The organism is Pseudomonas sp. Soil_N_39 (assembly GCF_057655955.1).
Genome location: NZ_JBDGLI010000036.1, coordinates 1 through 22928 on the forward strand (window position 1 = coordinate 1; position 22928 = coordinate 22928).

Genomic DNA, 22928 nt, shown 5'->3' on the forward strand with positions numbered 1-22928 from the left:
GAAATACAAAACGCCCGATGCGGTGCATCGGGCGTTTTGAGACTGAAACAGGTGTAAACCTATTTCAGGACTAGACACTTGTCGAAGTGTGTTGCCTGGGCGGGCCTCATCGCGAGCAAGCTCGCTCCCACAGGGGACCTGCAGTGAATACAGAATGTGTACTCACCATCGGCCCAGTGTGGGAGCGAGCTTGCTCGCGATGGCGCCCGTCAGAACAACCCATCACTCTCCGGCAACTCATAGTGCACCGCGTCCTTGCTGGATCGCCCCCCCTCCCCCCACCTTGTACAAGGTCGGCTCCTTCGCCAGGCATTCCACCAGATAATCGATGAACACCCGCAGCTTGGGCGGCAGGTAGCGGGTCGGTGAATGCAGCAACCACAAGCCACCGTGGTAGGAAGCCTGGAACGTCCAGTCGGCCAACACCTGCACGATCAACCCCTGCTCCAAGGCATGACGGGCGGTGAAATACGGCAGGCTGCCGATGCCGATGTGCTGCAACACCGCCCCCAACCGCACACCTGTGTGATTCGCCGCATAACGTCCGCGCACACCTACGGTGACCGTCTTGCTGCCTTTCTTGAATTTCCAACGTGCGTCATTGGGCGTTTCTCCCAGGTAAATGCAACTGTGCTCCAGCAAGTCGTGGGGATGCGTGGGAACGCCATGCTCTGCCAGGTATTGCGGCGTGGCGCAGAGCAGGTGGTCAATGGTCAACAACTGACGCCCCACCAGCCCGGCTGATGGTTGATCGGTAATCCGGATGGCCAGGTCGACGTGATCATCGATCAGGTCGACCTGCCGATCCTCCAGGAACAACTCCACATCGACCTTCGGATAACGACGCAAAAATTCAGGCATGTGCGGATGAATCACGAAACGCCCCACCGCCTTGGGCACGCTGACGCGGATGCGCCCTTCAGCCTCCTGGGTGAACTGGCCGCTGATTTCCATCACCGACCGAGCGGCGGCGACCATCTCCTGGCAGCGCTTGAACACCTCTTCGCCGCCATCGCTCAAACGCAACTTGCGGGTGGTGCGTTGCAACAGTCGGGTCGCCAGGGCTTTCTCCAGGCGGGAAATACTGCGGCTGATGGCCGACGGTGATGAGCCCAACTGACGGGCCGCCTCGGAGAAGCTGCCGGTTTCCACGACCTTGACGAAGATGGCCATTTCGGCCAGCAGCGGCAACGGTAGATTTGTGCTCATGACGCAACAGTCCTTTGAAATTTGAACGGATTATCACCCTTTTACGCCCTACCTATAATCCCGTCACAATTTCTGATGTGGATATGGCACATGACGCTTCGCCTCTTTTTCCATAGCGATGACCTCGAGGCCAATGTGGAAGTCCTGGATTGCAGCCCCCGGGAACATGAGTTTGCCGTGGTGCTGCGCGCCACACTGTTCCACCCCCAGGGTGGCGGTCAGCCCTGCGACACTGGATGGATCGGCGCAAGCCAGGTGCTGCGCGTGGTCCAGGACGGGCAACAGATCGTTCATTACGTCGACAGCCCGGTGGCCTCGGGCATGGCGGCGATCCGCGTGGATGCGCAGCGGCGACAATTGCATTCACGCCTGCACTCGGCCGGGCACCTGATCGGCCATTTCGCCGAAAGTCGTGGCTGGAAGCCGATCAAGGCCCATCACTGGCCCGGCGAAAGCCGCGTGCAGTTCCAGCCTGGGGAAGACCCTCAGGAACTGGACATCTCGATCATTCAGCAAGGCATCGACGAATGGATTGCCGACGACCTGCCGCGCCTGATCACGTCGCGCGAAGGCCTGCGCGAAGTCGGTTTCGGTGGGCTGGCCGCCTACGGTTGCGGCGGTACTCACGTGCAGCGCCTGCGCGAACTGGGAACAGTCACCATTGCCTCACTTTCGCAAAAGAAAGGAACACTGTCAGTGCACTACCACGTGGCCTGATCTGCACCAGACCCTGCGACCAAAAAACGGCTCGCAGGCCTCCCCTGCCCCCAGAAAGATATGCCCTGCGTATCGCCCTTCCCAACACGAAAAGACAAACTATTGACGCTCGCGTGAGCGAATTTTTCCACCCGTCACTTTTTAGTCATTTTTTTGATTCGTGGCGTGGCGCTTTGCCATGCTTGAACTACCGTGAAACAGAAGCGATGACAGGCTCGGCAAAACGCTCCTGAAGCGACCTGCTCGATACCGTCGTTGCCTTCGAAAACCCCGGAGACCCGGGAACCGAAAAGTTGTTCGCAAGCTGCCTGTCGTTCAGTCAGGCCGGAGAAATGCGCCCGTTTGCTTATAGCGACGAGGCCTGAAACCGGCATATGAACAGGTCGGCGAGATGGAAAGGGGCAGCCCGGGCCTCTTAAGTGATCCGAGGCAATAGTTCAGCCTAGGGATGGCCTCTTTACCGAGGATCACTTCATGACCCATCGTACTGCTCCAGTTCTAAAGCACTTCATTCATGGCCTGTTCTGGATGGGTCTTGGCTTGGATGCGGCCCAGGCCGCAGCGGCAAACTGTTCGCAACTGGACAATTTGCCGGCGACCTTCGAGGTCGGCCAAGGGCTCCAGAGCGAACTGCGCATCCTCGCCCCCGTGACGAAGTTGGCCGTCGGCGACCCGAAAATTGCCGATGTGCAACCCAGTGGCAGCGATGCCTTTATCCTCACGGGTCTGGCGCCCGGCGCCACCAGCCTGATGGTCTGGACCGATTGTTCGAAAATACCGCGCCAGAGCATGGTCTTTGTCAAAGGCCGGGCCACTGAGGCGCTGACGGGCGCTGCGAACATACCTTCCGAAGACCCGATGCTGCTCGCCCAGGTACAGACCGACATCCGTTTCGTTGAAGTCAGCCGGACCAAGCTCAAGGAAGCCTCGACCTCGATTTTCGGCAGCCGTGGCAATTTCCTGTTCGGCTCGCCGAGGACCATGCCCACCATCGGCGGTGTTGTCCGGCCTTCATTGCCGGTCAATAACGACATGTTCAACCTGTCTTTCGCTACCGGTAAGACCCTGTTGATGATCAACGCCCTGGAAGGCAGCGGTTTTGCCTATACCCTGGCACGGCCAAGCCTGGTGGCCCTCAGCGGGCAGAGCGCGAGCTTCCTGGCCGGTGGCGAAGTACCGATCCCGGTGCCCAGTGCCGGCAGCGACAACGTGTCCATCGAGTACAAGGAATTCGGCATCCGCCTGACCCTGACCCCCACCGTCATCGGCAAGAATCGCATCGCCTTGAAGGTAGCGCCGGAAGTCAGTGAGCTGGATTTCACCAACGCGGTGAATATCGCCGGGACACTGGTGCCGGCACTCACCGTGCGCCGTACCGATACCAGCATCGCCCTGGCCGATGGCGAAAGTTTTGTCATCAGCGGCCTGATCAGCACCCGCAACAGCTCCCAGGTGAACAAGTTTCCAGGGCTGGGCGACGTGCCGATTCTCGGCGCGTTCTTTCGGGACAACGCCATCAACCGCGAAGAGCGCGAGCTGCTGATGATCGTCACGCCGCACCTGGTCCAACCGTTGGCGGCCGACGCGCAACTGCCGAGCTTGCCGGGTGAGCAATTGCGCAACTACGACCCGAATTTCTACCGCATGTACTTCCTCGAACATGGCGAGTTTGACAACCGCAGCGGGCTTTCCCAATGAGCCGGCGCCTGGTGTGCAAGGCGTGCGACGTCCAACGGTTCGCCAAGGGGTATTCCATGAAAACAGTGATCGCATTAACGGCGACCTTGATGCTTGCCGGTTGTGCCAGCAGCGGCGTGGTGGCTTCACGTACGGCCGATTGCGCCAAGCCCGGAGCCGACCAGGAACTGGCCTTGAACATGGCGGAAGACATGGCCAACGAAGGTCGTTTATATGCCAGCCTGGCGAACCTCGAACGCTTGCCCGAGGACTTGGTCCAGGTCCGCCTGCGCAAGGCTCGGGTGCTGCGCCTGATGGGCCGAAACGAGGCCGAACCGTTGTACAAAAGCCTACAGGGGACTTGCCTGGCCGCTGACGGTGAACATGGCCTGGGTCAATTGGCGGCCGCCAGGAATGACAATGCGGCGGCGACGCAATACCTCGAACACGCCGCGAAAATGGCCCCGACCGAAGGCAAGATCCGCAATGACCTGGGGGTTGTCTACCTCAATCAACGGCGCATTTCAGAGGCCCGCTTCGAGTTCATGACCGCCATGGAGCTCCAGCAGTCCGACACGCTGGCCGCGTTCAACATGGTGACCTTGCTGATTTACCAGGACAACTGGAAGCAGGCCGCCGAGCTCGCGAACATGGCCAAGCTCAGCCCCCAGCAAGTGGCAGATGCCCAGGCCCGTGCGGAAAGAATCAGGGGCGCGGCACCTCAGGCAGTGACATCACCCGCCAACCGCCTGACCGAGGTCGTCGATGCTTCAACCGGCGCGGTCCAGTAGAGCGTTACGAGGAGTTCAAGAAATGATGAGCAAACATTTGATGATCGTGTGCATGGTGAGCCTGTCCACCGCCGCCTGGGCCATTGAACCAGGACCCTCCTCAGCCGCACAGCAAGGCACCGAGGGTTGGATGCAACTGCAGATTCGTGGCGTGGTGGCCTCCACCAACCTGCAAACCGCCTCGGCCGCCGAGCGCGAGATGGCGATGCAGCGTTGGCTCAACAGCTTCAACTATCCGATCCCGGAGTTCTTTGACCAGGACTCGGCAGGAGAGATCACCAGCAGCAAATGAAATACGTGGGAAAGGAAAGATCGCAGCCTTCGGCAGTGCCTACATTCGATCCGATGTAGATGCTCCCGGAGGCTGCGGTCTTTTGGCTTGAACGATCGGCAGATCACAGGCGTGAACCTGTGGGAGCGAGCTTGCTCGCGATGGCGGACTGGTAGTCAGCACCTTCATTGACTGACCCACCGCTATCGCGAGCAAGCTCGCTCCCACAATGGTGCAGAGCCGCCGCAAAAGCAGGGCCGCTGCGCAGCCCAGCGGGAGCAAGCTCCCTCGCCACAGAGCGGTGTGTTGGCTGGAGTGATCAGTAGGTGGGCGCCGGAAAACCTGTGGGAGCGAGCTTGCTCGCGATGGCGGTCTCCCAGTCAGCACCTTCATTGACTGTCGAACCGCTATCGCGAGCAAGCTCGCTCCCACAATAGATACCGTGTGTCCTACATATTCCCGAAAGCCCTGAACACACCAATCATGGCCGGGCCAATGGCGACAAGAAAGAAGCTCGGCCACAGGCAGAAAATCAGCGGAAAGATCAACTTGGTGCCAATCTTGGCCCCCATTTCTTCCGCCGCCTGGGTCCGTCGGTCGCGAAACTCATCGGCATAGATCCGCAAGGTATCGGCCACGCTGGTGCCGAAACGGATACTTTGCGCCAGCAGGCTGACCAGGCCCTGGATATCCTCCAGCCCGGTGCGCACGGCCAGTTGCTTGAGCGCCTCGGTACTGGTGATGCCCGCCCGGATCTGCGCATTGACCAACGCCAGCTCCTCGGCCAGTTCCACCTGACTGACCGACATCTCTTCAGCCACCCGTTCAATCGTCGTGGGCAGGGCCAGGCCCGACTCGACGCAGACCACCATCAGATCCAGCGCATCCGGGAACGCGGCGCGCAGCCGGCCTTGGCGGGCCTGCTTGCGTTTGCCGACGTAGATCGCCGGCAGCAGCCAGCCGATGCCCGCGATAAGGACCACCACCAGCAAGCCGATAGCCAATGAAACCTTGACCATCGGCAGCAGCAACAACGCAACGCCAACCAGCAACAGCGGCAGCATCAGGCGCACGGCCCAATACATCTGCACCGCCGAGGCTGAACGGTAACCGGCGTGGGTCAGCAAGGTCTGGGTGGCCGACGTGTGGGCCTGGTCGGTGGAAGCAAAGCGCTGGCCGACCCGTTCCAACAAGAGCTGCAGGTTACCGGGCGCCTCCTGCCCTGCGGTGTTGCCGCCATAACCGCGCTTGATCAGCGCCAGGCGCCGCTGCACCGGATCCTGCAGGCCCAGCATCAATAGCAGGAGCGCGACGGCCGCCAGCACTGTACTGAGGCCAATCGCGCCGATGAACAACAGGCGTGCCAACTCTTCGTTGCCGGTCAACCGACTCAACAATCCGAGTAAAAAGTCCATGACTGAAACCTCGCGGCGCAACAGCGCTTAAACCTGGATCCGGATGATCTTTCTTATCCAGAAAATCCCGATCAACATGGCGCAGAACGCGCCGATGATCAGCTTGTGCCCTATGGGGTCATTGATCAGCACCGGCATGTAGCTGGGGCTGGTGAGCACGATGGCGATCGCCAGCACGAACGGGATCGCCACCAGCACCCACGCCGACATCCGCCCTTCCGCCGACAGCGTCTTGATCTTGCGCTGGAACCGGAAACGCCCGCGAATCAAGCGGCTCAGACGCTCCAGCACTTCGGTCAAATTGCCGCCAGTCTCGCGATGGATGAGGATCGACGTCACCAGCATCATCACCGTCATGCTCGGCATCCGCTCCAGCAGCCCGAGCATGGCCCGGCGCACGTCGTTGCCGTAGTTGATGTCGGAAAAGGTCATGCCGAACTCCTGGGCGACCGGTCCCTTGTGCTCCTCGGCGACCAGCCGCAAGGTTTCATTGAACGGGTGCCCGGCGCGCAAGGCTCGGCACATGGCGTCCAGCGCATCCGGCAAACCTTCCTCGAACGCGGCGAAACGCTTGTTGCGGTCACGCAGGATTTTCAGCACCGGCACCCAGGTCACTGCAAAGGCCGCCAGCAGCGCCATCCACCAGAGCGGCGAGACCATCAGCACCAAGACACCCGCCGCCGCCCCCAGGATCAGGCCGAGCAGCATCACCCGATAAGCCCGGTATTCATGCCCGGCCTGCTCGATCAGTTGCGTCAGGTTGGCCATGAACGGCAGTTGTTCCAGACGGGCTTCCAAGGGGGACAGGCGCGTCAGGTACTTCTGTCGCAACACGGTCTGCATGTTGGGCAGGTGGTTGGCCTTCTCCAGCACATGCAGGCGTCCGCGAATACGCTTGCGCATCTTGCCGGCTTCACCGAACACCGGCACCACCACGCCCTGGGACAGCAGGAACACGGCGATGAACACCATGCCAAGGAAAACCAGGATGAACTCACTGGGGATATTGTTCATGACGTGCGGCCCTCCATCCACTCAGGGCGAAACAAGGTCAGCGGCAACTCGATGCCGCGCTTGGCCAGCACATCGCGGAAAGCCGGGATCATGCCACTGGGCCGATATTCGCCAAGCACCTCGCCGTGCTCGCCGATGCCCTGGCGCACGAAGGAGAAAATTTCGGTCATGGTGATGACCTCCCCCTCCATCCCGTTGATCTCTTGCATGCTCACCACGCGTCGCTTGCCGTCTTCTTGACGCTCCAGTTGGATCACCACATCGATGGCCGAGGCAATTTGTTGACGCATGGCCTTGATCGGAAACGTCGCCCCGGTCATCGACACCATATTCTCGATTCGCCCCAGCGCATCCCGTGCGGTGTTGGCGTGAATGGTGGTCAGCGAACCGTCGTGGCCGGTGTTCATCGCGGTGAGCATGTCCATCGCCTCGGCACCGCGCACCTCACCGATGACAATGCGGTCCGGGCGCATGCGCAGGCTGTTGCGCACCAGTTCCCGCTGGCTCACCTCGCCGCGCCCCTCGATGTTCGACGGCCGGGTTTCCAGGCGCACCACGTGGGGCTGTTGCAGTTGCAGCTCGGCCGAATCCTCGATGGTGACGATGCGCTCGTTGTGGGGGATGAAACTGGACAGCACGTTGAGCATGGTGGTCTTGCCGCTGCCGGTCCCGCCGGAGATCAGTACGTTCAGGCGCCCGCGAACAATGGCCTTGAGCAACAAGGCAATGGCCGGGGTCATGGTGCCGACCTGGATCAGGCTGTCGGTGTTGAGCAGGTCCACGGCGAAACGCCGGATCGACATGCTCGGACCGTCGATGGCCAGCGGTGGAATGATCGCGTTGACCCGCGAACCGTCCTTGAGCCGGGCATCCACCAGCGGCGAAGACTCGTCGATACGGCGTCCCAGGCTGGAGACGATGCGGTCGATGATGTTCAGCAAATGCTGGTCGTCGCGAAAACGCACGTCGGTGCGTTGCAGCTTGCCGAAGCGCTCGACGTAGACCGAGGCAAATCCGTTGACCAGGATGTCGGACACGCTGTGGTCGGCCAACAGCGGTTCCAGCGGCCCGAGGCCGAGCACTTCGTCGGTGATCTGCTTGATGATCAACTGCCGACTGGCGGTACTCACCGGTGCCGAGTGCTCCTCGAGCAGGCGCTGGCAGATATCGCGTATCTGCCGCGCGGCCTCGACCGGTTCAAGGGCATCGAGCAACGACAGGTCCATGACCTTGAGCAGTTGCTGGTAGATCTTTTCCCGCCATTCGGCCTCCACCGGGGTGACCTGGCTGCGGGTTTCATACAGCACGTCGGGGATGGCCTGCTCCCAGGCCATCAATGCGTCCGTGGGGTCCGGCAAACCGTCGCCGGGCTGGGCGCCCGCTGCGGCGCCAGGTTTGGCGGGCTGTTTGCGCAAGCGGTTACGAAAGTCGCTGATCATGGGTCATCCCCCGAAAAAACGGTTGAAGGCACGTTTAAGCAAGCCCTTGTCCGTGGCCATCTGGTGACCGACCAGGTCTTCGGTCAAATCGCGCAGGGCGGTGGTAATGGCCGCCTTCGGCGCATGCAGCCCCAACGGCACGCCAGTGTTCTGACTCTGGCTGACCAGGTTGAAGTCATTGGGCAATTTCGACAGGTTCGCGCAACGCAGGGCCTCACCGATGTCCTTGAGGCTGACGGCGGCGTTTTTGTCATAGCGGTTGATCAGGATCTGCAACTGCTCCCCACGCACGCCCAGGTCTTCGCGAAGGATCCGCACCAGGGCGCTGGCATCGCGCAGGTGGCTGACGCTCTGCTGCACCACCACATACACCCGATCCACCTGTTCCAGCACGGAGCCGGTGAGGTGATCGATCTGCCGCGGCAGGTCCACCACCACCCAGTCATAACTGGCGCGGGCCAGTTGCAACAGGGCGTCGAGCTGTTCGGGCTGGGCGTCCTGGGGCAGGCACAACTCGCCAGCCCGGCCTCCGAGGACGTGCAGGGTCGGGCTGAAGTGGCTGCAAAAACCCCGCAACGCGACACTGTCCATCTCATCGATCTGCTGCAGCACTTCCAGATGACTGTGGGACTGCGCCACGTCCAGGTAATGGGTCACGCTGCCAAATTGCAGGTCCATGTCCAGCAACAGCGTATTGCCTGCCCGAGCGCTGAGCTGCTGGGCCAGGTTGCACGCCACCAGGGTTGCGCCGGAGCCGCCCTTGGCGCTGATTACCGCGATCAGCTTCCCTTCGTTGCCGTTGCCGAGGCGGACTTCCGTCACCAGGCGATTGAGCGCCGCCACCAACTCCGTATCGGCGATGGGTTCGGGCAACACATCCCGGGCACCGGCCTGCATCGCCAGGCGCATGCCCTCCTGCTCGCCCAAGGGACCGCACACCAGCATCGGCGGACGTTCATGGGCCGGACGTTGCAACAACGCCGACAGCTCTTCGCGCCACAGATGGCTGACGCGCAACAGCAATAGGTCGGGCATGCGGTCCAGGCCGTAGAGCGGATCGACATGGCCGTTGCTGACCAGGCGCGTGCTGACCTCAAGGCCAGGCATGCGTTGGCAGACGCATTGCAGGTCACGCAGGGACGTGGCATCGCGGCTGCTGATCAGTATCCGCAGCCCGGCTCTGCCAGTGGTAGTCGAAAGCGGGTGTTCCCTGGTATTCAGCATGGTGTGATCTCCCCGGAATCGGAATGACGCCCAAGGCTTTCGCGTGGCAAGGTTGCCCTGAACGTGGGCAAGGTAATGGGCACGCCCAAGCCGGGAATGAACAGGTTGAAGACGAAGTTCTGCACGCTCAGCCGGACATAGCGGATAGCACGAAACCCGGAGGCACCGGACGTGTCGGTAGGGTTCGCCACCACGGCGCCATTGACGTCCAGGTAGGTCAGCGCCAGGTTAGACGTCGCCAGGTTGCTGATCAATTGACTGGTGCCGGTGTCCGTCGCGGCGTTGAAGATAGCCCGGCGCAACACCACCGGATCGCTGACATTGCACACCGCCGCCAGCCGCACGCCACGGCGCGCCGCTTCATCCAGCGCATTGACCGTGAAATACAACCGTCCCATTTCCACCACGCCGAACAGCAGGATGAACACCAGCAAGCCGACGAAGGAGAACTCCACGATGTAAGTGCCGCGCATGTGTTTGTGATTCATCACAGCGCCCTCATGACAGTGGTCGCGACCAACGGGATGCCCAGTGGAATGGCACTGCCGAAAAACCCAGGGATCGAACCCGCGCAGTTACCCGCGCCAATCACCGGGCAGAAGGTGTAGGTAATGGTGACGCGCACATGATCGATGCCCTCGGCGGCGACCTGCACATTCGCCGTGGTCAAGCCTGACACTACGGCGGCTCCCGTCGCGCTGGGCACGCCATACACCGCAACGTTTTTTGTCTGGGTCATGAGCGTGCTGCCCAAGGCGACGGAGCCAAGGGTGGTGTTCCACGCCTGGCTGGCGACGAAGCGCCCAGCATCGCGACTGGCCTGCAGCAGCACGTTGTACTGGTAGAGCATGCGACCGAACTCGCCGAAGGCCAGCAGCAACAACAGCAGCAATGGCAGCACCAGGGTGAATTCCACCAGCGCCACGCCTTGCTGGGCTTGCGCGGGTTTGAAATGAGAAAGTCCCATGACGCCTCCTACGAGTCGGTGCTCGGAGTGCCGCTGCCGTTGAGATAGGTTTTGTAGAGCTGGATGATCTGCGGGCCGGAATCGGTGGACGGCGTGGGGCCGGGGACGTTGTCGCCCTCGCACTCCTGGACGAACTGACCAAAGATGATGGACTCCGAACCACCACCGTTCACCGGCTGCAGGACGAAATAACAGCCGAACCCCAAGACCGGAATCGACGTCGAACCGCTCAGTTTCCCGGCGCAATCGCCAATCACGATCTTCAGCATCCGGCGTTCGAAAACCCCGTTGCTTTCACAACCACTGGCGCCTCCCGCCACACAGGCGGCGACGCTGGCCCGCCAGTCGTTGTAGTCCTGTATCGCCTCGCCGCCCGCCGAGAGATCGCCGTTGCTCGACGTCACGGTTTGGCCTTTGTATTGCGCCTGGGAAAGCGCATCGTTGTAGGTGATCGCCGGGGTGCCCGAAGCCGTGACCAGGTCCGGTGGATAGTCCGAAGAACTGACCGGGCCGTTGTAGATACCAAAGCGCGTGTTCAAGCCCTGGGAGGTCGGGCCGGCTTTGTTACCTGGCGCCGTCTGGACGTTGTCGCCGACACTGCGGCAGACCGAGCCACCGCCGGCCAGGTCCTCCCGGACCGCACTGCCGCCTGAGCCGAAGTCCAGCAGTTGGAAGTTGCCGGGGCCGATGGGCGATGTGTTCCCCGCCGCCGTTTTCAAGACTTCCAGGTCACCAAACTGATACCCCCAGAAGTTGCCGGCGGCCGGGTTGTATTGAGTGGGGTCGCCACAAACCATCAACGGCGCCAGGTCACAAGGCGAGGTGGGGCTGGGGCCCGCCGTGGCGATCGCCGCCACGCGCTTGTTACCCAAGCCGGCGCTGCCCATGGTTTGCACGAAACTCCAGAAAAACCCGTTCAACTGATAGCTGGCCACCGACACCCGCACGTATTTGGCATCGGTAGGCCCGGGATAGGAGAACGGGCCGTAGACGCTGCTGGACAGCTCCACTACGGCAAACGCGCCCGGGTTGCCGGCGACCGCGGTGGCCAGCTCGGTATTGCCCAAGGCGTTGGCATTTCTGTTGAGCGTGTCCAGGGCCGCGGCGCGGGTCGTGCTGGCCATGTTGATGCCACCGCTCACCTGGCTCAGGGTCTTGGCGCCGCCCAAGGCCGCGGCGTCCACCGCATTCTGCAGGCGCGTCTTGTTCAGCAGCATGTGCCCGCCATCCAGGGCCAAGGCCGCCATCATGGAAATCGCCACCAGCGCGATCACCATCAGTACACTCACCGCCCCTCCCTGGCGCCGGATATTGGCATTCATCATCGAGCCCTCATCTACAACGTTTGAGGATCGGTATCGCCACGGCTCACAAGGGCCTGGCATGGGGGGGCTATTCAGCGGACATTGATCACGCTGCTTTCAACTCCGCGGATCAGCGTGATCGCCCCGCCTTGCGGCTTGGCACTGCGCAACACCACAGGTTTTGGTACCGGGGCGACCGCCATGGCCATGACCGGCGCAGGGGCTGGCGGCGCAACGGCCACGGGCTTTTTCTCCAGGTTCAACGGGTTGCGCAAGGCCAATTGCAGCTTGCCTTCGGTCTGCGCAGTGACCAGCGCTTCCGCTTCGGTGACCGACATTTCCAGGGTCACGGCCCGCACCACCACCGGCTGGGTCTTGTCGGTACCCGCGGTCTGGTCCACCGCCAGCACCCGCAGGTTTTCCAGGATGGTCCGGGACGTGGCGCTGTTGCTGCCGGCGCTGGTGGTCTTGGTCGCCAGTACATCGACCCGGTTGCCCGGCAAGAGGAAGCCACCCACGCCGACCACATCATCCACGCGGACCGAAATGGCGCGTTTGTCCGGTGCGATCAGCGAAGCCAGGGTGCTGCCGCCCAAGTGCTCACTCAGACGCGCGCCCCGCACGATGTCGCCGCGTAGGATGTCGAAGGTGGCGATCTTGCCCACGGCCTGTTCGCTGGCATCGAAGGCATCGTCCGGGATCGTGTCCATGGGCATGCGCACGGTGGTGACTTGCTGGGCCTCGACCATTTGCCCGAAGGGAATTTCCACCGTCGCGACCACCACGCTTCGCAGATGATCATCGGGGGACGCGTTGAGTCGTGCGCTTAGCCAGGCGTCAGCCATCCATGCGGCACCAAGGCCCATTACCAGGGAAACGCCTATCAGGGGAAGCGTACGAGAGCTCATGTCGGTATCTCCAGATCAAAGGAAGTCGAGCTGAACGAAGTAGTTGTGCCAGGCCCATTCCAGTTCTTGCGGCGACAGGGGGCCGGAACCGCCCAGGTAACGTTGGCGGTCGAGCGCCATGTTCAACAGGTCACGGGGATGGCAAGGCACCAGCGGCATGCCTTCGCCTGCATACAACTGCTGCAGCACATAACGCACCAACAGCGGGTCAAACGGGATGCCCAGGCGTTCGCACTCCTGGCGCCAGATGCGTTCGTACTCCTCGGGCTTGAGGTAGCCGAACTGCACTTTGTAGCCAATGCGCCGCAGGAAGGCCTCATCGGCCAATTCGAGGGGGTTGAGGTTGGTGGAAAACACCAGCACCAGGTCGAACGGCAGTTCGCAATGCCGACCGCCGCCCAAGTTGATGAAGTCGCGCTTCTCCTCCATGGGCACGATCCAGCGATTGAGTAACTCGGCGGGCGCCATGCGCTGGCGGCCCATGTCATCGATGATGAACAGGCCGTTGCTGGCCTTGAGTTGCAACGCCGCCTGGTATTGCCGGGTGAACGGGTCGTAGCGCACGTCCAACTGCTCCATGCTCAGCTCGCCGCCGGTGATGACGATCGGGCGTTTGCAGCACAGCAGCCGGCGGTCGATGCCTTCGTTGAGCATCAGGTTGTTCGTTTGGCCGTTGTCGTCCAGGCGCTGGTGCACCTGCGGGTCGTAGATTTCGATCACCGACTCGTTGATAACGATGGCATGGGGCACCCAGATGGCTTCGGCAAACAACCGGATCAGCCGGCTGCTGACGTAGGTTTTGCCCGTGCCCGCCGGGCCGTAGATCATGATCGCCCGCCCTGAATTCAGGGCAACGCCCAACTGGTCGAGCATGCCTTGGCTCAGCACCATCCCCGCCAACGCCTGGTTCATGTCCTTGGCGGTAATGCGACCGTGGTGGATGGTCTGGATCTTGATCAGCGAGCGATAGGTACTGACCGGGAATGGCGCCGCACCGATGTAGCCGCTACGGGCCAAGGCATCGCGGGCCGAACTGCGGCCGCGCTCGGTCAGGCCATAACGCAGCGTCTGCCCACCGGTTTGCCCCAACTGGCCCAGCACTTCGACACGACCGTCCTTGCGCAGAAACGCCAGCACTTCCTCCAACACCGCGCCGGTCAGGGCCAGGCGCTCGACCAGTCGCGACATATCCAGCACGCCGCCATCGTGAAGGTGCTTACACACCAACTCACCCAGGAAGCTGTCGCTCAAGCCGGTGTCGCGAATGGTGCATGGCTGTGGCGCCAGGCGTTGTACCGCTTCCCGTTCGCTGGGGTAGGCATCGCTATCGTTGATGACGTGCATGACTAGACTCCCCAGCCGCCGGCAACCAGTTGCCAGTAAACGCTGTTCAAAGTACCGATCAGGATCGCAATCGAATAAGGAAAGGGTTTACCGGCCACTTCGTCCGAAGTCGGCGCCAGATAAGCCTGGGCTCGCACCATCAACCAGTAGCGTCCCAGGGTCTGGAGCAGTTGGCCGCGGGCCAGGACGATCAGGACACCGCATACACCGCCGGCGATCAGGCTGAACAGCGCCGCCCACAGTGCGTAATGAAAAGGCAGGAAGCTGCCGACCATGGTCATCAGCTTGACGTCACCGGCGGCCATGCCACCGACCGCGTACATGGGCAGGAACAACCCGAAACAGATCAGCATGCCCAGCAGGCTGTCGCCCAGGCCGCCGATCCCGCCGGTATACACCTGGCCGGCCAATCCCAGGGCCAGGCCCAACAGGACCAGCGTGTTGGGGATGCGGTGGCGACGCAGATCGCTCACCACCGCCACGCCCAGCAGTCCCAGTAGCAGTACCGTCGACACCAGCAGTTCCATGGACATGATGCGTCTCCCTAGGGGGTGGTTATCGTTAGCAGGCGACGTTGCCATTGGCGGCTTGGCACAGCGCCCGGATCTTGGTATCCACGACACCGCCTAGAAGGACGAACGCCGCCGCCACCAGCACCGTGATCAAGCCCCCCGCCACCGCGTATTCCACGATGGTCAGGCCGTCTTCATCTTTGGCGAACGTACTGATCGAAGTTTTTATTGTCTGGAAAGTCATTTCATGAACCTCACGCTAATCAGGGGTACTGCTAGGAAACTTGTTTGAGGGGACAGCGCGAAGTCCATTTGATTGATTCGTTGTACTCACTGCAAAAGAGTCGCAAGCGGTATTCCTTGAAAGTAACCGTGTCCCCTTCAGCGCAAGTTACTGTCAGCAGGCAACGTTGCCGTTGACCGCCTGGCACAGTGCACGGATCTTGGTATTCACGGCACCGCCCAGAAGCACAAACGCCGCGGCCACCAATACGGTGATCAACCCACCGGCCACGGCGTATTCCACAATGGTCAGGCCATCTTCATCTTTGGCGAACTTCAGTACCGAAGCCTTGATTGTTTGAAGAGTCATTTCGCACACCTCATCGGGGTTGTTTATCGGGGGCAGTACATTGCGAACTGCCTGATGCAACCCTAGTCAGCAGGTGGTCATAGCCGTTAGGAGGATTTTGCACATCGCTAGGATTTTTTTGCGCCGCGTGGCGAAGGCTCCGGGACGGGGAATCCATCCGTGCAACAGGCCGATACGGGCTTCCCACGAGGGAGCTGGCGCTAAAAGATCGAATTTTTATAAAAAATTATTCGGCGAAGTGATGGCACAGTGACAATACTGCTAGCTAAAGGGCAGCAAGCACCTGTGAGTAGTCGTCCTATGGCGCCAAACCCGACTGCAAAGCCAAAGCTGTTATGGGTTGATCTGACTCATGATCGATCCACCCAGGAACTCGTCTCCCTGTTCCAGGACACGTGCGACTGCACGCTGGCAAAAAACGCCATGCTGTCCAGCGCGGAACAGGCCGACATGATCTGCATCCATTTCGACCGCCCGGACACGGCGGGCCTGCGACGCCTGTTGGAGATCAAGCGGATCGTGCCGGGCACGCCCATCACCATGTTCACCGTGCAGCACTCCGAAGAGCTGGCGGTGTGGGCCATGCGCTCAAGCGTTTGGGAATACATGGTGCTGCCCTTGTCCGTCGCCGAGCGAAAGCGCTACCTCACGGCCGTGACGCAACTGTGCGAGCTGCGCCGCAATGCCAATGGCCGGGGAAAGACGTCGCAGATCGACCACGCCCCGACCCTGCCGGACAGCATTCGCCTGACCTCTGGGCACCAGAAGCACCAGGCCCTCAGTCACATCATGCTGTACATCGACCAGCATTTTCGCGACAGCATCGATCAGCGCGACCTGGCCAAGCGCTGCGGCATGACGACGTTTCGCTTCAGCCGGGTGTTCAAGGAAGCCAATGGGCTCGGTTTCACCGACTATGTGCTGAACAAACGCATGAGCTTCGCCAAGGAATTGCTCGATAACAGCCAGATGCCCATCACCAGCATCGGCTACGAGGCCGGCTTCAAGGACCCGTCCTACTTCGCCCGCGCCTTCAAGCAATACGCCAGTTGCACGCCCAGTGAGTACCGGCTCGCGTACCAGATGCGCAGTGCAAATCCTACTCCGCCGCCTCCGGATGAGGCGGCCCTGGAAGCGATTGAAAACCTGGTGCACAGCCTTGAGGGTTGATGGTGGCCGACGCCCTGGCTCACGGAACGAGCTTTCTTCTCTCGATAGGAATGGACAGGACAATGCTGGTACGCGTCTCACCGTACGCGTTGATTTTCGCAATGATGTCCTCGATCTCTGCCATGGATCTGGCGTAGATCCGGATCAGATAGGAGTCGTTTCCCGTGATGTGCAGGCACTCGACGACTTCGGGTATGTCGGTGAGTGTCGCGATCAATTTGGCTTTCGCCGGCTTGAGGGTGGTGATGCCGACGACAGCCGATATGCCGTAGCCCAGCTTGGTCGGATCCAACTGAGCGCAATAGCCCTTGATGACCCCGGAGTCTTCAAGTTTGCGCAACCTGTCGTTAGTGGCAGGAATAGAAAGCCCCGCGTGCTTGGAAAGCTCTGTGATGGAAATGCGACCACAGTCCTGTACCTTACCCAGGATTTTGACGTCTATACGATCCATGTGCGTTTTCCCCGGTTAAAAGTATAAATTTTAATGAAAAGCCCGCGTTTTTCATTAAAAAAAGCATGCACCAAAATAAAGCATGGCGCTAGTCTATTTCCAGCCTGAAAGACCAGAAAAGAATCCGGGCAATCAACAGCCCTGCTCTTTTGCGTGACGCACTCATAATAAAATATTCTCTCCAGGGATGGTGCTCGCATGGAAGATGAAAAGAAAAAGTGTGAAAAAAAACCTCACCCGCTCGTTCAACACATTGGCACGCAAGTCCTAAGTCTTCGGTATTTCAAGAAAGATCAGTTACTGATGTACCTGATGGGTGTCAGTTTCTTTTCGCTGGGCGCCAAGTGCTTCATCATCAGTCAACTGGGTACTGATCCTTTAGACGTCTTGATCATCTCCATCGATAAAATACTCACGCTGGGCATGGGTGTTTGCTCGGCGATCGTGTCGCTGTTTTTCCTGACATGGTGGATGCTCTGGAACAAAAAATACCCGCCGATAAGTCCCTTCATTACCACCACGCTGACCGGGCTGTTGATTGATCTCTGGTCGTGGCTGGGACTCGGCGAGTACTTGATCGTCAGGCTGAATGAGTACGCGTTATTGGCCTCGGGGCTGGTGCTGTGTGCCTATTCCTCCGCATTGATCATCATGAGCGGTATCGGCATCAGGATCATGGACCTGGTGGTGCTGACCATGGTCTCCAAATGGAACTGGTCGTTCACCAAAGCCAAAATGCTCATTGAAATCGGCATCTTTTCCAGCGGTTGGCTTTTAGGCGGGCCCTTCGGTATAGGCACAATTGCATTTCTGCTGGTGATCGGCCCGCTTATTCAACCGTTCATGAATATGAATGCCAAGCGCTTTGCGCTTAAAAACTATGGATTGATGAGCGCTTCATCCGCTTACTAATAACCCATAACTATGACTGCCCTATAGGGCGGCAAAATTGTTTCGCCTCGACTTTTTCAAACCGATGCTACTGATGGCAACTTCCGTGATGAGGAGTGAAAGATGGACACTACAAAAAATAAAAACTGGACCTTGGAAAGCAGCCCGGCAAAACTCGAAGAAATACTCCCCGGGGGCGCTGTGAAGTGTCATCTTTCCCCACGCAACTGTGTCATCCAGGAAGGCAAGGTAGGTTTTTGCAAAGTGCGCGGAAACCGTGGGGGCAGGCTCGTTACATTGAACTACGGCAAAGGCGTTCACAGCACCGAAGAGACCATCGAAACCGAAGCCGTTTTCCACTTTGCCCCTGGGGAGCGGATTCTGTCCCTGGGCAATATCGGCTGCATGCTCAACTGCGGTTACTGTCATAACTGGAAGACATCGCAGGCCAAATACGTCACCGACAAGGACGTTTACTACTACACCCCTGAGCAGGTAGTGGAAACCGCTCTCAAGCACGGCATACGCGTCATTTCCTGGACCTATAACGATCCCGTCGTCTGGCACGAATTCATCCTCGACACGGCAAAGCTGGCCAAGGAAGCAGGTCTGATCAATCTCTATAAATCGGCATTCTTCATCAGTGAAGAAGCCATTGATGAGTTATTGCCAGTCATCGATATTTTCTCGATTTCGCTGAAATCCATTTCCCCGGAATACTACCGCAAGGTCACCACCGGCTGGGTAGAACCCGTCCTGGCCGGTATCAAGAAAGTCTATGACGCCGGCAAATATGTCGAGGTCAGCACCTTGATGGTGACCGACATCAGCGACGACGAAGAAACGGCCCGGAAAATCAGCCAGTGGGTCCTGGATGAACTGGGCCCGAACGTACCGCTGCACTTCGTCAGGTTTCACCCCGATTACAAGATGAGCAACAGCATCCGTACACCTGTGGACAGGCTCCTGAAGGCTCGGGACGTCGCTCGCAGCATGGGTGTCGAGCACGTGTACCTGGGGAACGTGAATGACGTCGAGGGGACCAACACCAGTTGCAACCACTGTAACGCCCTGCTCGTCACTCGTTATGGCTTGAACGCTGAAATCATCGGACTGGACAGTAAAGGGTGCTGCTCTCAATGCGGGCATGATGCGCATTTCAAATTACTCGGCGAACACCAGGCGAACGCCCCCGTCGAGCTGCGCGAGGATGCGTTGAGCACTTACGAGAAACGCAAGTTCGAATGGCACGGGGACATCGTGTCACTGCACGCCCAAGTGCTGAATACCGAAGACTTCGAACAGACCGTCTACCTGCGACGCAACTACACGGACGGACATAACAGCGAGTGGAAATCACTGACCCTGCGCCCGCATGAAAGCTATCGATTCATCATTGCCAAGGCTCGCATCGATGAAACAGGCCCTGAGGTCTGGCTTCCCAACGGCGTGAACTCCAACCTTCATGAAGTCTTCGACAGGGCTCACTTCCCGACAGAGTCGATTGAAGAGATTGGCATTTCGCAAAATGACATCACCCCGACCGTGGGTTACGAGGGCAAGCAAAACATGTATGAACAGGTCATCAAACTGGTCAGCCAAGCATGAAAACGTCTACTGAAATACTTCATATCAAGGTGGATGACCGGGACGCCCACCCTTCGGTAACACCTATTTATCAGTGCAGCGCTTTCAACGCTGACTCGGCCTTCTTCTATTCAAGGAAAGCCAATCCCAATGTGAGTGAACTGGAACAGGTCGTCGCGTCCCTGGAAGGCAGCGAATATGCCCTGGCCTACAGCACCGGGATGAGCGCGATTTATATGGTGTTGGAACTGTTGAAACCGGGAGCTTCGCTGGTCATCAACAAATACATCTATGGCTGTTCTTATAAATTGTTCCAGCGCTATGCGGCACGTATCGGCGCGCACCTGGCGATTCTGGATCTCACCACGGCAGAGGGGTTGAAGGACTTGCCGGCGAACGTCGACATGGTCATTTTCGAAACACCGACCAACCCGTTCCTGAAAGACATTGATATCCACGCGGTCAGCCGGGCCGTCAAGCAACACAACCCGCAGGCGCTGGTGGTCGTCGACAATACCTGGGCCACGCCAATCTTTCAGAAGCCGTTGAATTTTGGCGCCGACATTTCCCTGTACAGCGCCACCAAATACTTCTCTGGACACAGTGATGTCATGGGAGGGCTGGTGCTGGTCAACAATGAGACGATTTACAACCGTCTTCTTGAGGGCCGCTTCTACTCAGGCACGATACTCACCCCCAATAGCGCCTGGTTGCTGCGCAGGAGCATGCAGACGTTCAACCTGCGCATGGAAAAACACAGCCAGACGACAGCAAGCATGCTCAATTATCTGCGCGAGCTGCCTTTTATCGAGCATGTCTATTACCCACGCATCGATGGCCAGCAGTTGACCGGTTATGGCGGCATTGTGTTTGTTGATATACGGCCCGACCTGGTGCCCTTTTATAAAACATTCACCGGCGCACTCAAATGGTTTGGCACAGGCACCGGTATGGCCTGCGTGACCTCGATGGTCGCCCAACCCTTCAGTGGCAGCCACGCCTCGATGACGGATCAGGAAAAAGCGGACATGGGCATCGAGAAAGGCCTGGTTCGATTGTGCTTTGGCCTGGAGGATCTTGAAGACCTCAAGGAGGACCTGCTACAGGCATTCGAAACCATGGAAAGCAAGGTCGATCAGAAACACTCACTCGATCCTGCATAACGTGTCAGCACAAGCAACGAGCCTTCACTGGCTCGTTGCTTTTTTTATGGAGAAAAAAGTGTCCAGCGCATTCGAAAACACGATATTCGAAGACCCCATCCTGAACGTCATCCACCTTCTTAATTCCATCGCCCAGGAAAACCCGGAGGCCATTTCACTGGCCTCCGGTCGACCCGACGATCAGCAGTGCGACCTTTCTCTCATCGACAGGGGACTGGCCCGATACAAACATCACGTTGCCGGCACCGAGCAATCACTGGCGACGCTGCTTTGCCAATATGGAAAAACCTCGGGAATCATCAATGAAATAATCGCCACCTATTTGCAGGTCGATGAAGGGATAACCGTCTCCAACCCTGAAAGCATCGTGGTGTGCCTGGGGTTTCAGGAAGCCTGTACCTTGACGCTACTGTCCATCTTTGAAGGCGGCGGGGTTTTATTAGTGCCTGACCCGGTGTTTTCCGGGGTCACGGGCATCGCAAAACTGCTGGGCATAAAAATAGTCCCCGTCCCCATGGCGGCCTTTCTCGACCCGATCGCCCTGCGCAAGATCATTGAAGAACTTGAATCCAGAGGGGAAAAAACCAAAGCACTCTATGCCATTCCGGACTTCAGCAATCCGACCGCCGACAGCCTTTCCTATGACGCCAGGACAGCCATGCTTTCCTTGGCCAGTGAAAAGAACTTTTTCATCCTGGAAGACACGGCCTACCGTTACTTCAGGTATGAAGGCGAGGCCATTGCGTCCATGAAGTCCATCGACAGCAGTCGGGTGTTCTTGCTGGGCTCCTTTGCCAAATCGATTTTTCCGGGCGTGCGCATGGGGTATGTGGTCGCGCCGCTGGGCCCCGGCGTCATGTCGTTCAGCACAAAGTTGTGCAAGGCCAAGAGCTTGATCACCGTCAACACCCCTGCCCTGTGCCAAGCGGTCGTCGCCGGCTTGCTGATCGAGAACGACTACTCGTTGAAAGGGCTGAACCAACCCAGGGTGTTGTCCTATACGAACAAAAGAAACCACATGCTTGAATGCCTGGAGCGTGAATTCCCACCCAAGGTCGGCGGCCAAAGAACGGTCAGCTGGAACCATCCGGCAGGCGGCTTCTTCATCAATCTGCAGCTGCCTTTCGCTTTTGGGTATTGCGAAATGCGCGAATGCGCCCAGCAGTTCAAGGTAATCGTATTCCCCACCACTTTATTTTCGCTGACGAATGAAGCGGCTAACCAGGTCAGGCTTTCATTCAGCAATGCCACCGCCCCGGACGTCACCCAGGCAATAGGCCGTTTCAGGGCGTATGTTGAGTCCAGACGGCAGTAAGACCTCGTTACGCGGATCAGATCAGGTTGCCGTAGCCAGCATGACGCCAGTGGCGACCTGGTAGGCCCCCAGAATGGTGATGGTCGCCCCTGAAAAGTAGTTGATCAGCCTCAGCTTCGATTCGGCAATCCGCGCCTTGAAAATGGAGGAAAACCCGCTCAACCCCAGCCACCAGGCAGCCGAACCCAGGAATATACCGGTCACCATTGGCAGCAAGGCGTGCTGGCCGCCTTGATCACTGGCCATGCCATCACTCAACGCGGCAAATATCGCGATGAACGACAAGATGGTCATGGGGTTCGACAGGGTCAGGAACAGCGTGGTCGAGTAGGCTTTGAACATGTTGGCCCGCTCACCCGCCATGGCGGTCGCGCCGCCCTTCGATCGTATTGTCTGATAGCCAATGTAGGCGAGGAACAGCCCGCCAAAGATACACAACCAAGGTTTAAAGCTGATGAGCGTCGCGATGATGGCCGTGACCCCCAGGGCCCCGATGAATCCATAGATCGAATCGGCGGTGGCGGCCCCTAATCCCGTCGCGAAACCGGCTCGCCATCCCAGCATGAGGCTTCTCTGTATGCACAGCAGCCCAATAGGTCCCACAGGGGCGGCAATGCACAGCCCAATGACCATCGATTTAACAAAAATCAGCATAAGTGCACCTCCAGAACGGGTACTGGAAGGTTAGGAGAAGTGCTTTTCTTTAGGAATGAACTATTAATCTTCTTGAGCGTTTTCCCTTAAGTTTTGCATGAAGTACGTTCGCGTCACCTTCATTATTAAGGTAAAGCGCGGAAAGCGCCCTCAGACAACAAAATCGTTCGTTAAAAACCATGGCCTTTTCACGCGCATAAAAAAACGCCGCTCGTATGAGCGGCGTTTTTTTTAATTTGGAGCGGGAAACGAGACTCGAACTCGCGACCCCGACCTTGGCAAGGTCGTGCTCTACCAACTGAGCTATTCCCGC

23 protein-coding genes, 1 tRNA gene and 1 pseudogene are annotated in these 22928 nt (G+C 59.0%); 9 read left to right on the plus strand and 16 right to left on the minus strand.

The features are described from left to right. Nucleotides 1–209 precede the first annotated feature (209 nt). Nucleotides 210–1209 (minus strand): annotated as a pseudogene (locus AC3A5O_RS28560) (LysR family transcriptional regulator). A 90-nt stretch (nt 1210–1299) separates the two neighbouring features. Between AC3A5O_RS28560 and AC3A5O_RS28565 the strand changes: the two are divergent. From AC3A5O_RS28565 to AC3A5O_RS28580, 4 genes are all read left to right on the plus strand, one after another. Beyond that, nucleotides 1300–1926, plus strand: coding sequence for an alanyl-tRNA editing protein (locus AC3A5O_RS28565; RefSeq protein WP_487754010.1), 627 nt, complete (start codon nt 1300–1302; stop codon nt 1924–1926). Nucleotides 1927–2400: 474 nt separating this feature from the next. Then, complete coding sequence (locus AC3A5O_RS28570; protein ID WP_487754011.1) at nt 2401–3624, plus strand: type II and III secretion system protein family protein; 1224 nt, start codon at nt 2401–2403, stop codon at nt 3622–3624. A gap of 56 nt (nt 3625–3680) precedes the next feature. Further along, entirely contained in the window at nt 3681–4394 is a 714-nt protein-coding gene (locus AC3A5O_RS28575) for a tetratricopeptide repeat protein (RefSeq protein ID WP_305467896.1), read from the plus strand. A 22-nt stretch (nt 4395–4416) separates the two neighbouring features. After that, nucleotides 4417–4686, plus strand: coding sequence for a DUF3613 domain-containing protein (locus AC3A5O_RS28580; RefSeq protein WP_122565911.1), 270 nt, complete (start codon nt 4417–4419; stop codon nt 4684–4686). Nucleotides 4687–5114: 428 nt separating this feature from the next. On the opposite strand, the gene AC3A5O_RS28585 is transcribed toward AC3A5O_RS28580, so the two are convergent. The 12 genes from AC3A5O_RS28585 to AC3A5O_RS28640 form a co-directional block, all read right to left on the minus strand. Beyond that, complete coding sequence (locus AC3A5O_RS28585) at nt 5115–6080, minus strand: type II secretion system F family protein (RefSeq protein ID WP_487754012.1); 966 nt, start codon at nt 6078–6080, stop codon at nt 5115–5117. A 27-nt stretch (nt 6081–6107) separates the two neighbouring features. Then, nucleotides 6108–7094 (minus strand): type II secretion system F family protein, encoded by a 987-nt coding sequence (locus AC3A5O_RS28590; protein ID WP_305490900.1) that lies wholly within the window; start codon nt 7092–7094, stop codon nt 6108–6110. Continuing rightward, the gene (locus tag AC3A5O_RS28595) at nt 7091–8533 is read right to left on the minus strand and encodes a TadA family conjugal transfer-associated ATPase (protein ID WP_487754013.1); all 1443 of its coding nucleotides are present in this window, start codon (nt 8531–8533) and stop codon (nt 7091–7093) included. The genes AC3A5O_RS28590 and AC3A5O_RS28595 overlap by 4 nt, the downstream gene beginning before the upstream one ends. A 3-nt stretch (nt 8534–8536) precedes the next feature. Next, on the minus strand, nt 8537–9757 hold the full coding sequence (locus AC3A5O_RS28600; RefSeq protein WP_122565918.1) for an AAA family ATPase: 1221 nt from the start codon (nt 9755–9757) through the stop codon (nt 8537–8539). Beyond that, nucleotides 9751–10245: a TadE/TadG family type IV pilus assembly protein gene (locus AC3A5O_RS28605; RefSeq protein ID WP_305482341.1), complete on the minus strand. Its 495-nt coding sequence runs from the start codon at nt 10243–10245 to the stop codon at nt 9751–9753. Before AC3A5O_RS28605 ends, AC3A5O_RS28600 begins: the two co-directional genes overlap by 7 nt. Next, the gene (locus tag AC3A5O_RS28610) at nt 10245–10724 is read right to left on the minus strand and encodes a TadE/TadG family type IV pilus assembly protein (protein ID WP_305482340.1); all 480 of its coding nucleotides are present in this window, start codon (nt 10722–10724) and stop codon (nt 10245–10247) included. Before AC3A5O_RS28610 ends, AC3A5O_RS28605 begins: the two co-directional genes overlap by 1 nt. Before the next feature lie 8 nt (nt 10725–10732). After that, nucleotides 10733–12049 (minus strand): TadE/TadG family type IV pilus assembly protein, encoded by a 1317-nt coding sequence (locus AC3A5O_RS28615; protein WP_305482339.1) that lies wholly within the window; start codon nt 12047–12049, stop codon nt 10733–10735. A 71-nt stretch (nt 12050–12120) separates the two neighbouring features. After that, nucleotides 12121–12936 (minus strand): Flp pilus assembly protein CpaB, encoded by an 816-nt coding sequence (cpaB, locus tag AC3A5O_RS28620; RefSeq protein ID WP_305482338.1) that lies wholly within the window; start codon nt 12934–12936, stop codon nt 12121–12123. A gap of 15 nt (nt 12937–12951) precedes the next feature. Next, on the minus strand, nt 12952–14280 hold the full coding sequence (locus AC3A5O_RS28625; protein WP_122565923.1) for a P-loop NTPase family protein: 1329 nt from the start codon (nt 14278–14280) through the stop codon (nt 12952–12954). Nucleotides 14281–14282: 2 nt separating this feature from the next. Then, a complete protein-coding gene (locus tag AC3A5O_RS28630; protein WP_460082488.1) occupies nt 14283–14813 on the minus strand; it encodes an A24 family peptidase in 531 nt (176 codons plus the stop codon). A gap of 28 nt (nt 14814–14841) precedes the next feature. Further along, a complete protein-coding gene (locus AC3A5O_RS28635) occupies nt 14842–15036 on the minus strand; it encodes a Flp family type IVb pilin (protein WP_122565925.1) in 195 nt (64 codons plus the stop codon). Between the two features lie 153 nt (nt 15037–15189). Then, a complete protein-coding gene (locus AC3A5O_RS28640) occupies nt 15190–15384 on the minus strand; it encodes a Flp family type IVb pilin (RefSeq protein ID WP_008070254.1) in 195 nt (64 codons plus the stop codon). A gap of 300 nt (nt 15385–15684) precedes the next feature. Between AC3A5O_RS28640 and AC3A5O_RS28645 the strand changes: the two genes are divergently transcribed. After that, a complete protein-coding gene (locus AC3A5O_RS28645; protein ID WP_305471252.1) occupies nt 15685–16554 on the plus strand; it encodes a response regulator transcription factor in 870 nt (289 codons plus the stop codon). A gap of 19 nt (nt 16555–16573) precedes the next feature. Here AC3A5O_RS28645 and AC3A5O_RS28650 read toward each other — a convergent pair whose 3' ends face one another. Further along, nucleotides 16574–17005: an Lrp/AsnC family transcriptional regulator gene (locus AC3A5O_RS28650; protein WP_122565927.1), complete on the minus strand. Its 432-nt coding sequence runs from the start codon at nt 17003–17005 to the stop codon at nt 16574–16576. 198 nt (nt 17006–17203) lie between these two features. On the opposite strand from AC3A5O_RS28650, the gene AC3A5O_RS28655 reads away from it, so the two are divergent. The 4 genes from AC3A5O_RS28655 (at nt 17204) to AC3A5O_RS28670 (ending at nt 21961) form a co-directional block, all read left to right on the plus strand. After that, complete coding sequence (locus tag AC3A5O_RS28655; protein WP_122565928.1) at nt 17204–17917, plus strand: YczE/YyaS/YitT family protein; 714 nt, start codon at nt 17204–17206, stop codon at nt 17915–17917. A gap of 102 nt (nt 17918–18019) precedes the next feature. Further along, on the plus strand, nt 18020–19504 hold the full coding sequence (gene amrS, locus AC3A5O_RS28660; protein WP_122565929.1) for an AmmeMemoRadiSam system radical SAM enzyme: 1485 nt from the start codon (nt 18020–18022) through the stop codon (nt 19502–19504). Next, nucleotides 19501–20646, plus strand: coding sequence for a trans-sulfuration enzyme family protein (locus tag AC3A5O_RS28665; protein ID WP_305467903.1), 1146 nt, complete (start codon nt 19501–19503; stop codon nt 20644–20646). Before amrS ends, AC3A5O_RS28665 begins: the two co-directional genes overlap by 4 nt. 58 nt (nt 20647–20704) lie before the next feature. Beyond that, nucleotides 20705–21961, plus strand: coding sequence for an aminotransferase-like domain-containing protein (locus AC3A5O_RS28670; RefSeq protein WP_487754014.1), 1257 nt, complete (start codon nt 20705–20707; stop codon nt 21959–21961). Nucleotides 21962–21982: 21 nt separating this feature from the next. Here AC3A5O_RS28670 and AC3A5O_RS28675 read toward each other — a convergent pair whose 3' ends face one another. Then, nucleotides 21983–22615, minus strand: coding sequence for a LysE family translocator (locus AC3A5O_RS28675; RefSeq protein ID WP_072406398.1), 633 nt, complete (start codon nt 22613–22615; stop codon nt 21983–21985). Nucleotides 22616–22852: 237 nt separating this feature from the next. After that, nucleotides 22853–22928: transfer RNA gene (locus AC3A5O_RS28680), tRNA-Gly, on the minus strand.

Bases quoted from the DNA above. Each gene is read 5' to 3' on its own strand.
- AC3A5O_RS28565 (WP_487754010.1), top strand. From the start codon at position 1,300: ATGACGCTTCGCCTCTTTTTCCATAGCGATGACCTCGAGGCCAATGTG.
- AC3A5O_RS28570 (WP_487754011.1), top strand. From the start codon at position 2,401: ATGACCCATCGTACTGCTCCAGTTCTAAAGCACTTCATTCATGGCCTG.
- AC3A5O_RS28575 (WP_305467896.1), top strand. From the start codon at position 3,681: ATGAAAACAGTGATCGCATTAACGGCGACCTTGATGCTTGCCGGTTGT.
- AC3A5O_RS28580 (WP_122565911.1), top strand. From the start codon at position 4,417: ATGATGAGCAAACATTTGATGATCGTGTGCATGGTGAGCCTGTCCACC.
- AC3A5O_RS28585 (WP_487754012.1), bottom strand. From the start codon at position 6,080: ATGGACTTTTTACTCGGATTGTTGAGTCGGTTGACCGGCAACGAAGAG.
- AC3A5O_RS28590 (WP_305490900.1), bottom strand. From the start codon at position 7,094: ATGAACAATATCCCCAGTGAGTTCATCCTGGTTTTCCTTGGCATGGTG.
- AC3A5O_RS28595 (WP_487754013.1), bottom strand. From the start codon at position 8,533: ATGATCAGCGACTTTCGTAACCGCTTGCGCAAACAGCCCGCCAAACCT.
- AC3A5O_RS28600 (WP_122565918.1), bottom strand. From the start codon at position 9,757: ATGCTGAATACCAGGGAACACCCGCTTTCGACTACCACTGGCAGAGCC.
- AC3A5O_RS28605 (WP_305482341.1), bottom strand. From the start codon at position 10,245: ATGAATCACAAACACATGCGCGGCACTTACATCGTGGAGTTCTCCTTC.
- AC3A5O_RS28610 (WP_305482340.1), bottom strand. From the start codon at position 10,724: ATGGGACTTTCTCATTTCAAACCCGCGCAAGCCCAGCAAGGCGTGGCG.
- AC3A5O_RS28615 (WP_305482339.1), bottom strand. From the start codon at position 12,049: ATGATGAATGCCAATATCCGGCGCCAGGGAGGGGCGGTGAGTGTACTG.
- cpaB (WP_305482338.1), bottom strand. From the start codon at position 12,936: ATGAGCTCTCGTACGCTTCCCCTGATAGGCGTTTCCCTGGTAATGGGC.
- AC3A5O_RS28625 (WP_122565923.1), bottom strand. From the start codon at position 14,280: ATGCACGTCATCAACGATAGCGATGCCTACCCCAGCGAACGGGAAGCG.
- AC3A5O_RS28630 (WP_460082488.1), bottom strand. From the start codon at position 14,813: ATGTCCATGGAACTGCTGGTGTCGACGGTACTGCTACTGGGACTGCTG.
- AC3A5O_RS28635 (WP_122565925.1), bottom strand. From the start codon at position 15,036: ATGACTTTCCAGACAATAAAAACTTCGATCAGTACGTTCGCCAAAGAT.
- AC3A5O_RS28640 (WP_008070254.1), bottom strand. From the start codon at position 15,384: ATGACTCTTCAAACAATCAAGGCTTCGGTACTGAAGTTCGCCAAAGAT.
- AC3A5O_RS28645 (WP_305471252.1), top strand. From the start codon at position 15,685: ATGGCGCCAAACCCGACTGCAAAGCCAAAGCTGTTATGGGTTGATCTG.
- AC3A5O_RS28650 (WP_122565927.1), bottom strand. From the start codon at position 17,005: ATGGATCGTATAGACGTCAAAATCCTGGGTAAGGTACAGGACTGTGGT.
- AC3A5O_RS28655 (WP_122565928.1), top strand. From the start codon at position 17,204: ATGGAAGATGAAAAGAAAAAGTGTGAAAAAAAACCTCACCCGCTCGTT.
- amrS (WP_122565929.1), top strand. From the start codon at position 18,020: ATGGACACTACAAAAAATAAAAACTGGACCTTGGAAAGCAGCCCGGCA.
- AC3A5O_RS28665 (WP_305467903.1), top strand. From the start codon at position 19,501: ATGAAAACGTCTACTGAAATACTTCATATCAAGGTGGATGACCGGGAC.
- AC3A5O_RS28675 (WP_072406398.1), bottom strand. From the start codon at position 22,615: ATGCTGATTTTTGTTAAATCGATGGTCATTGGGCTGTGCATTGCCGCC.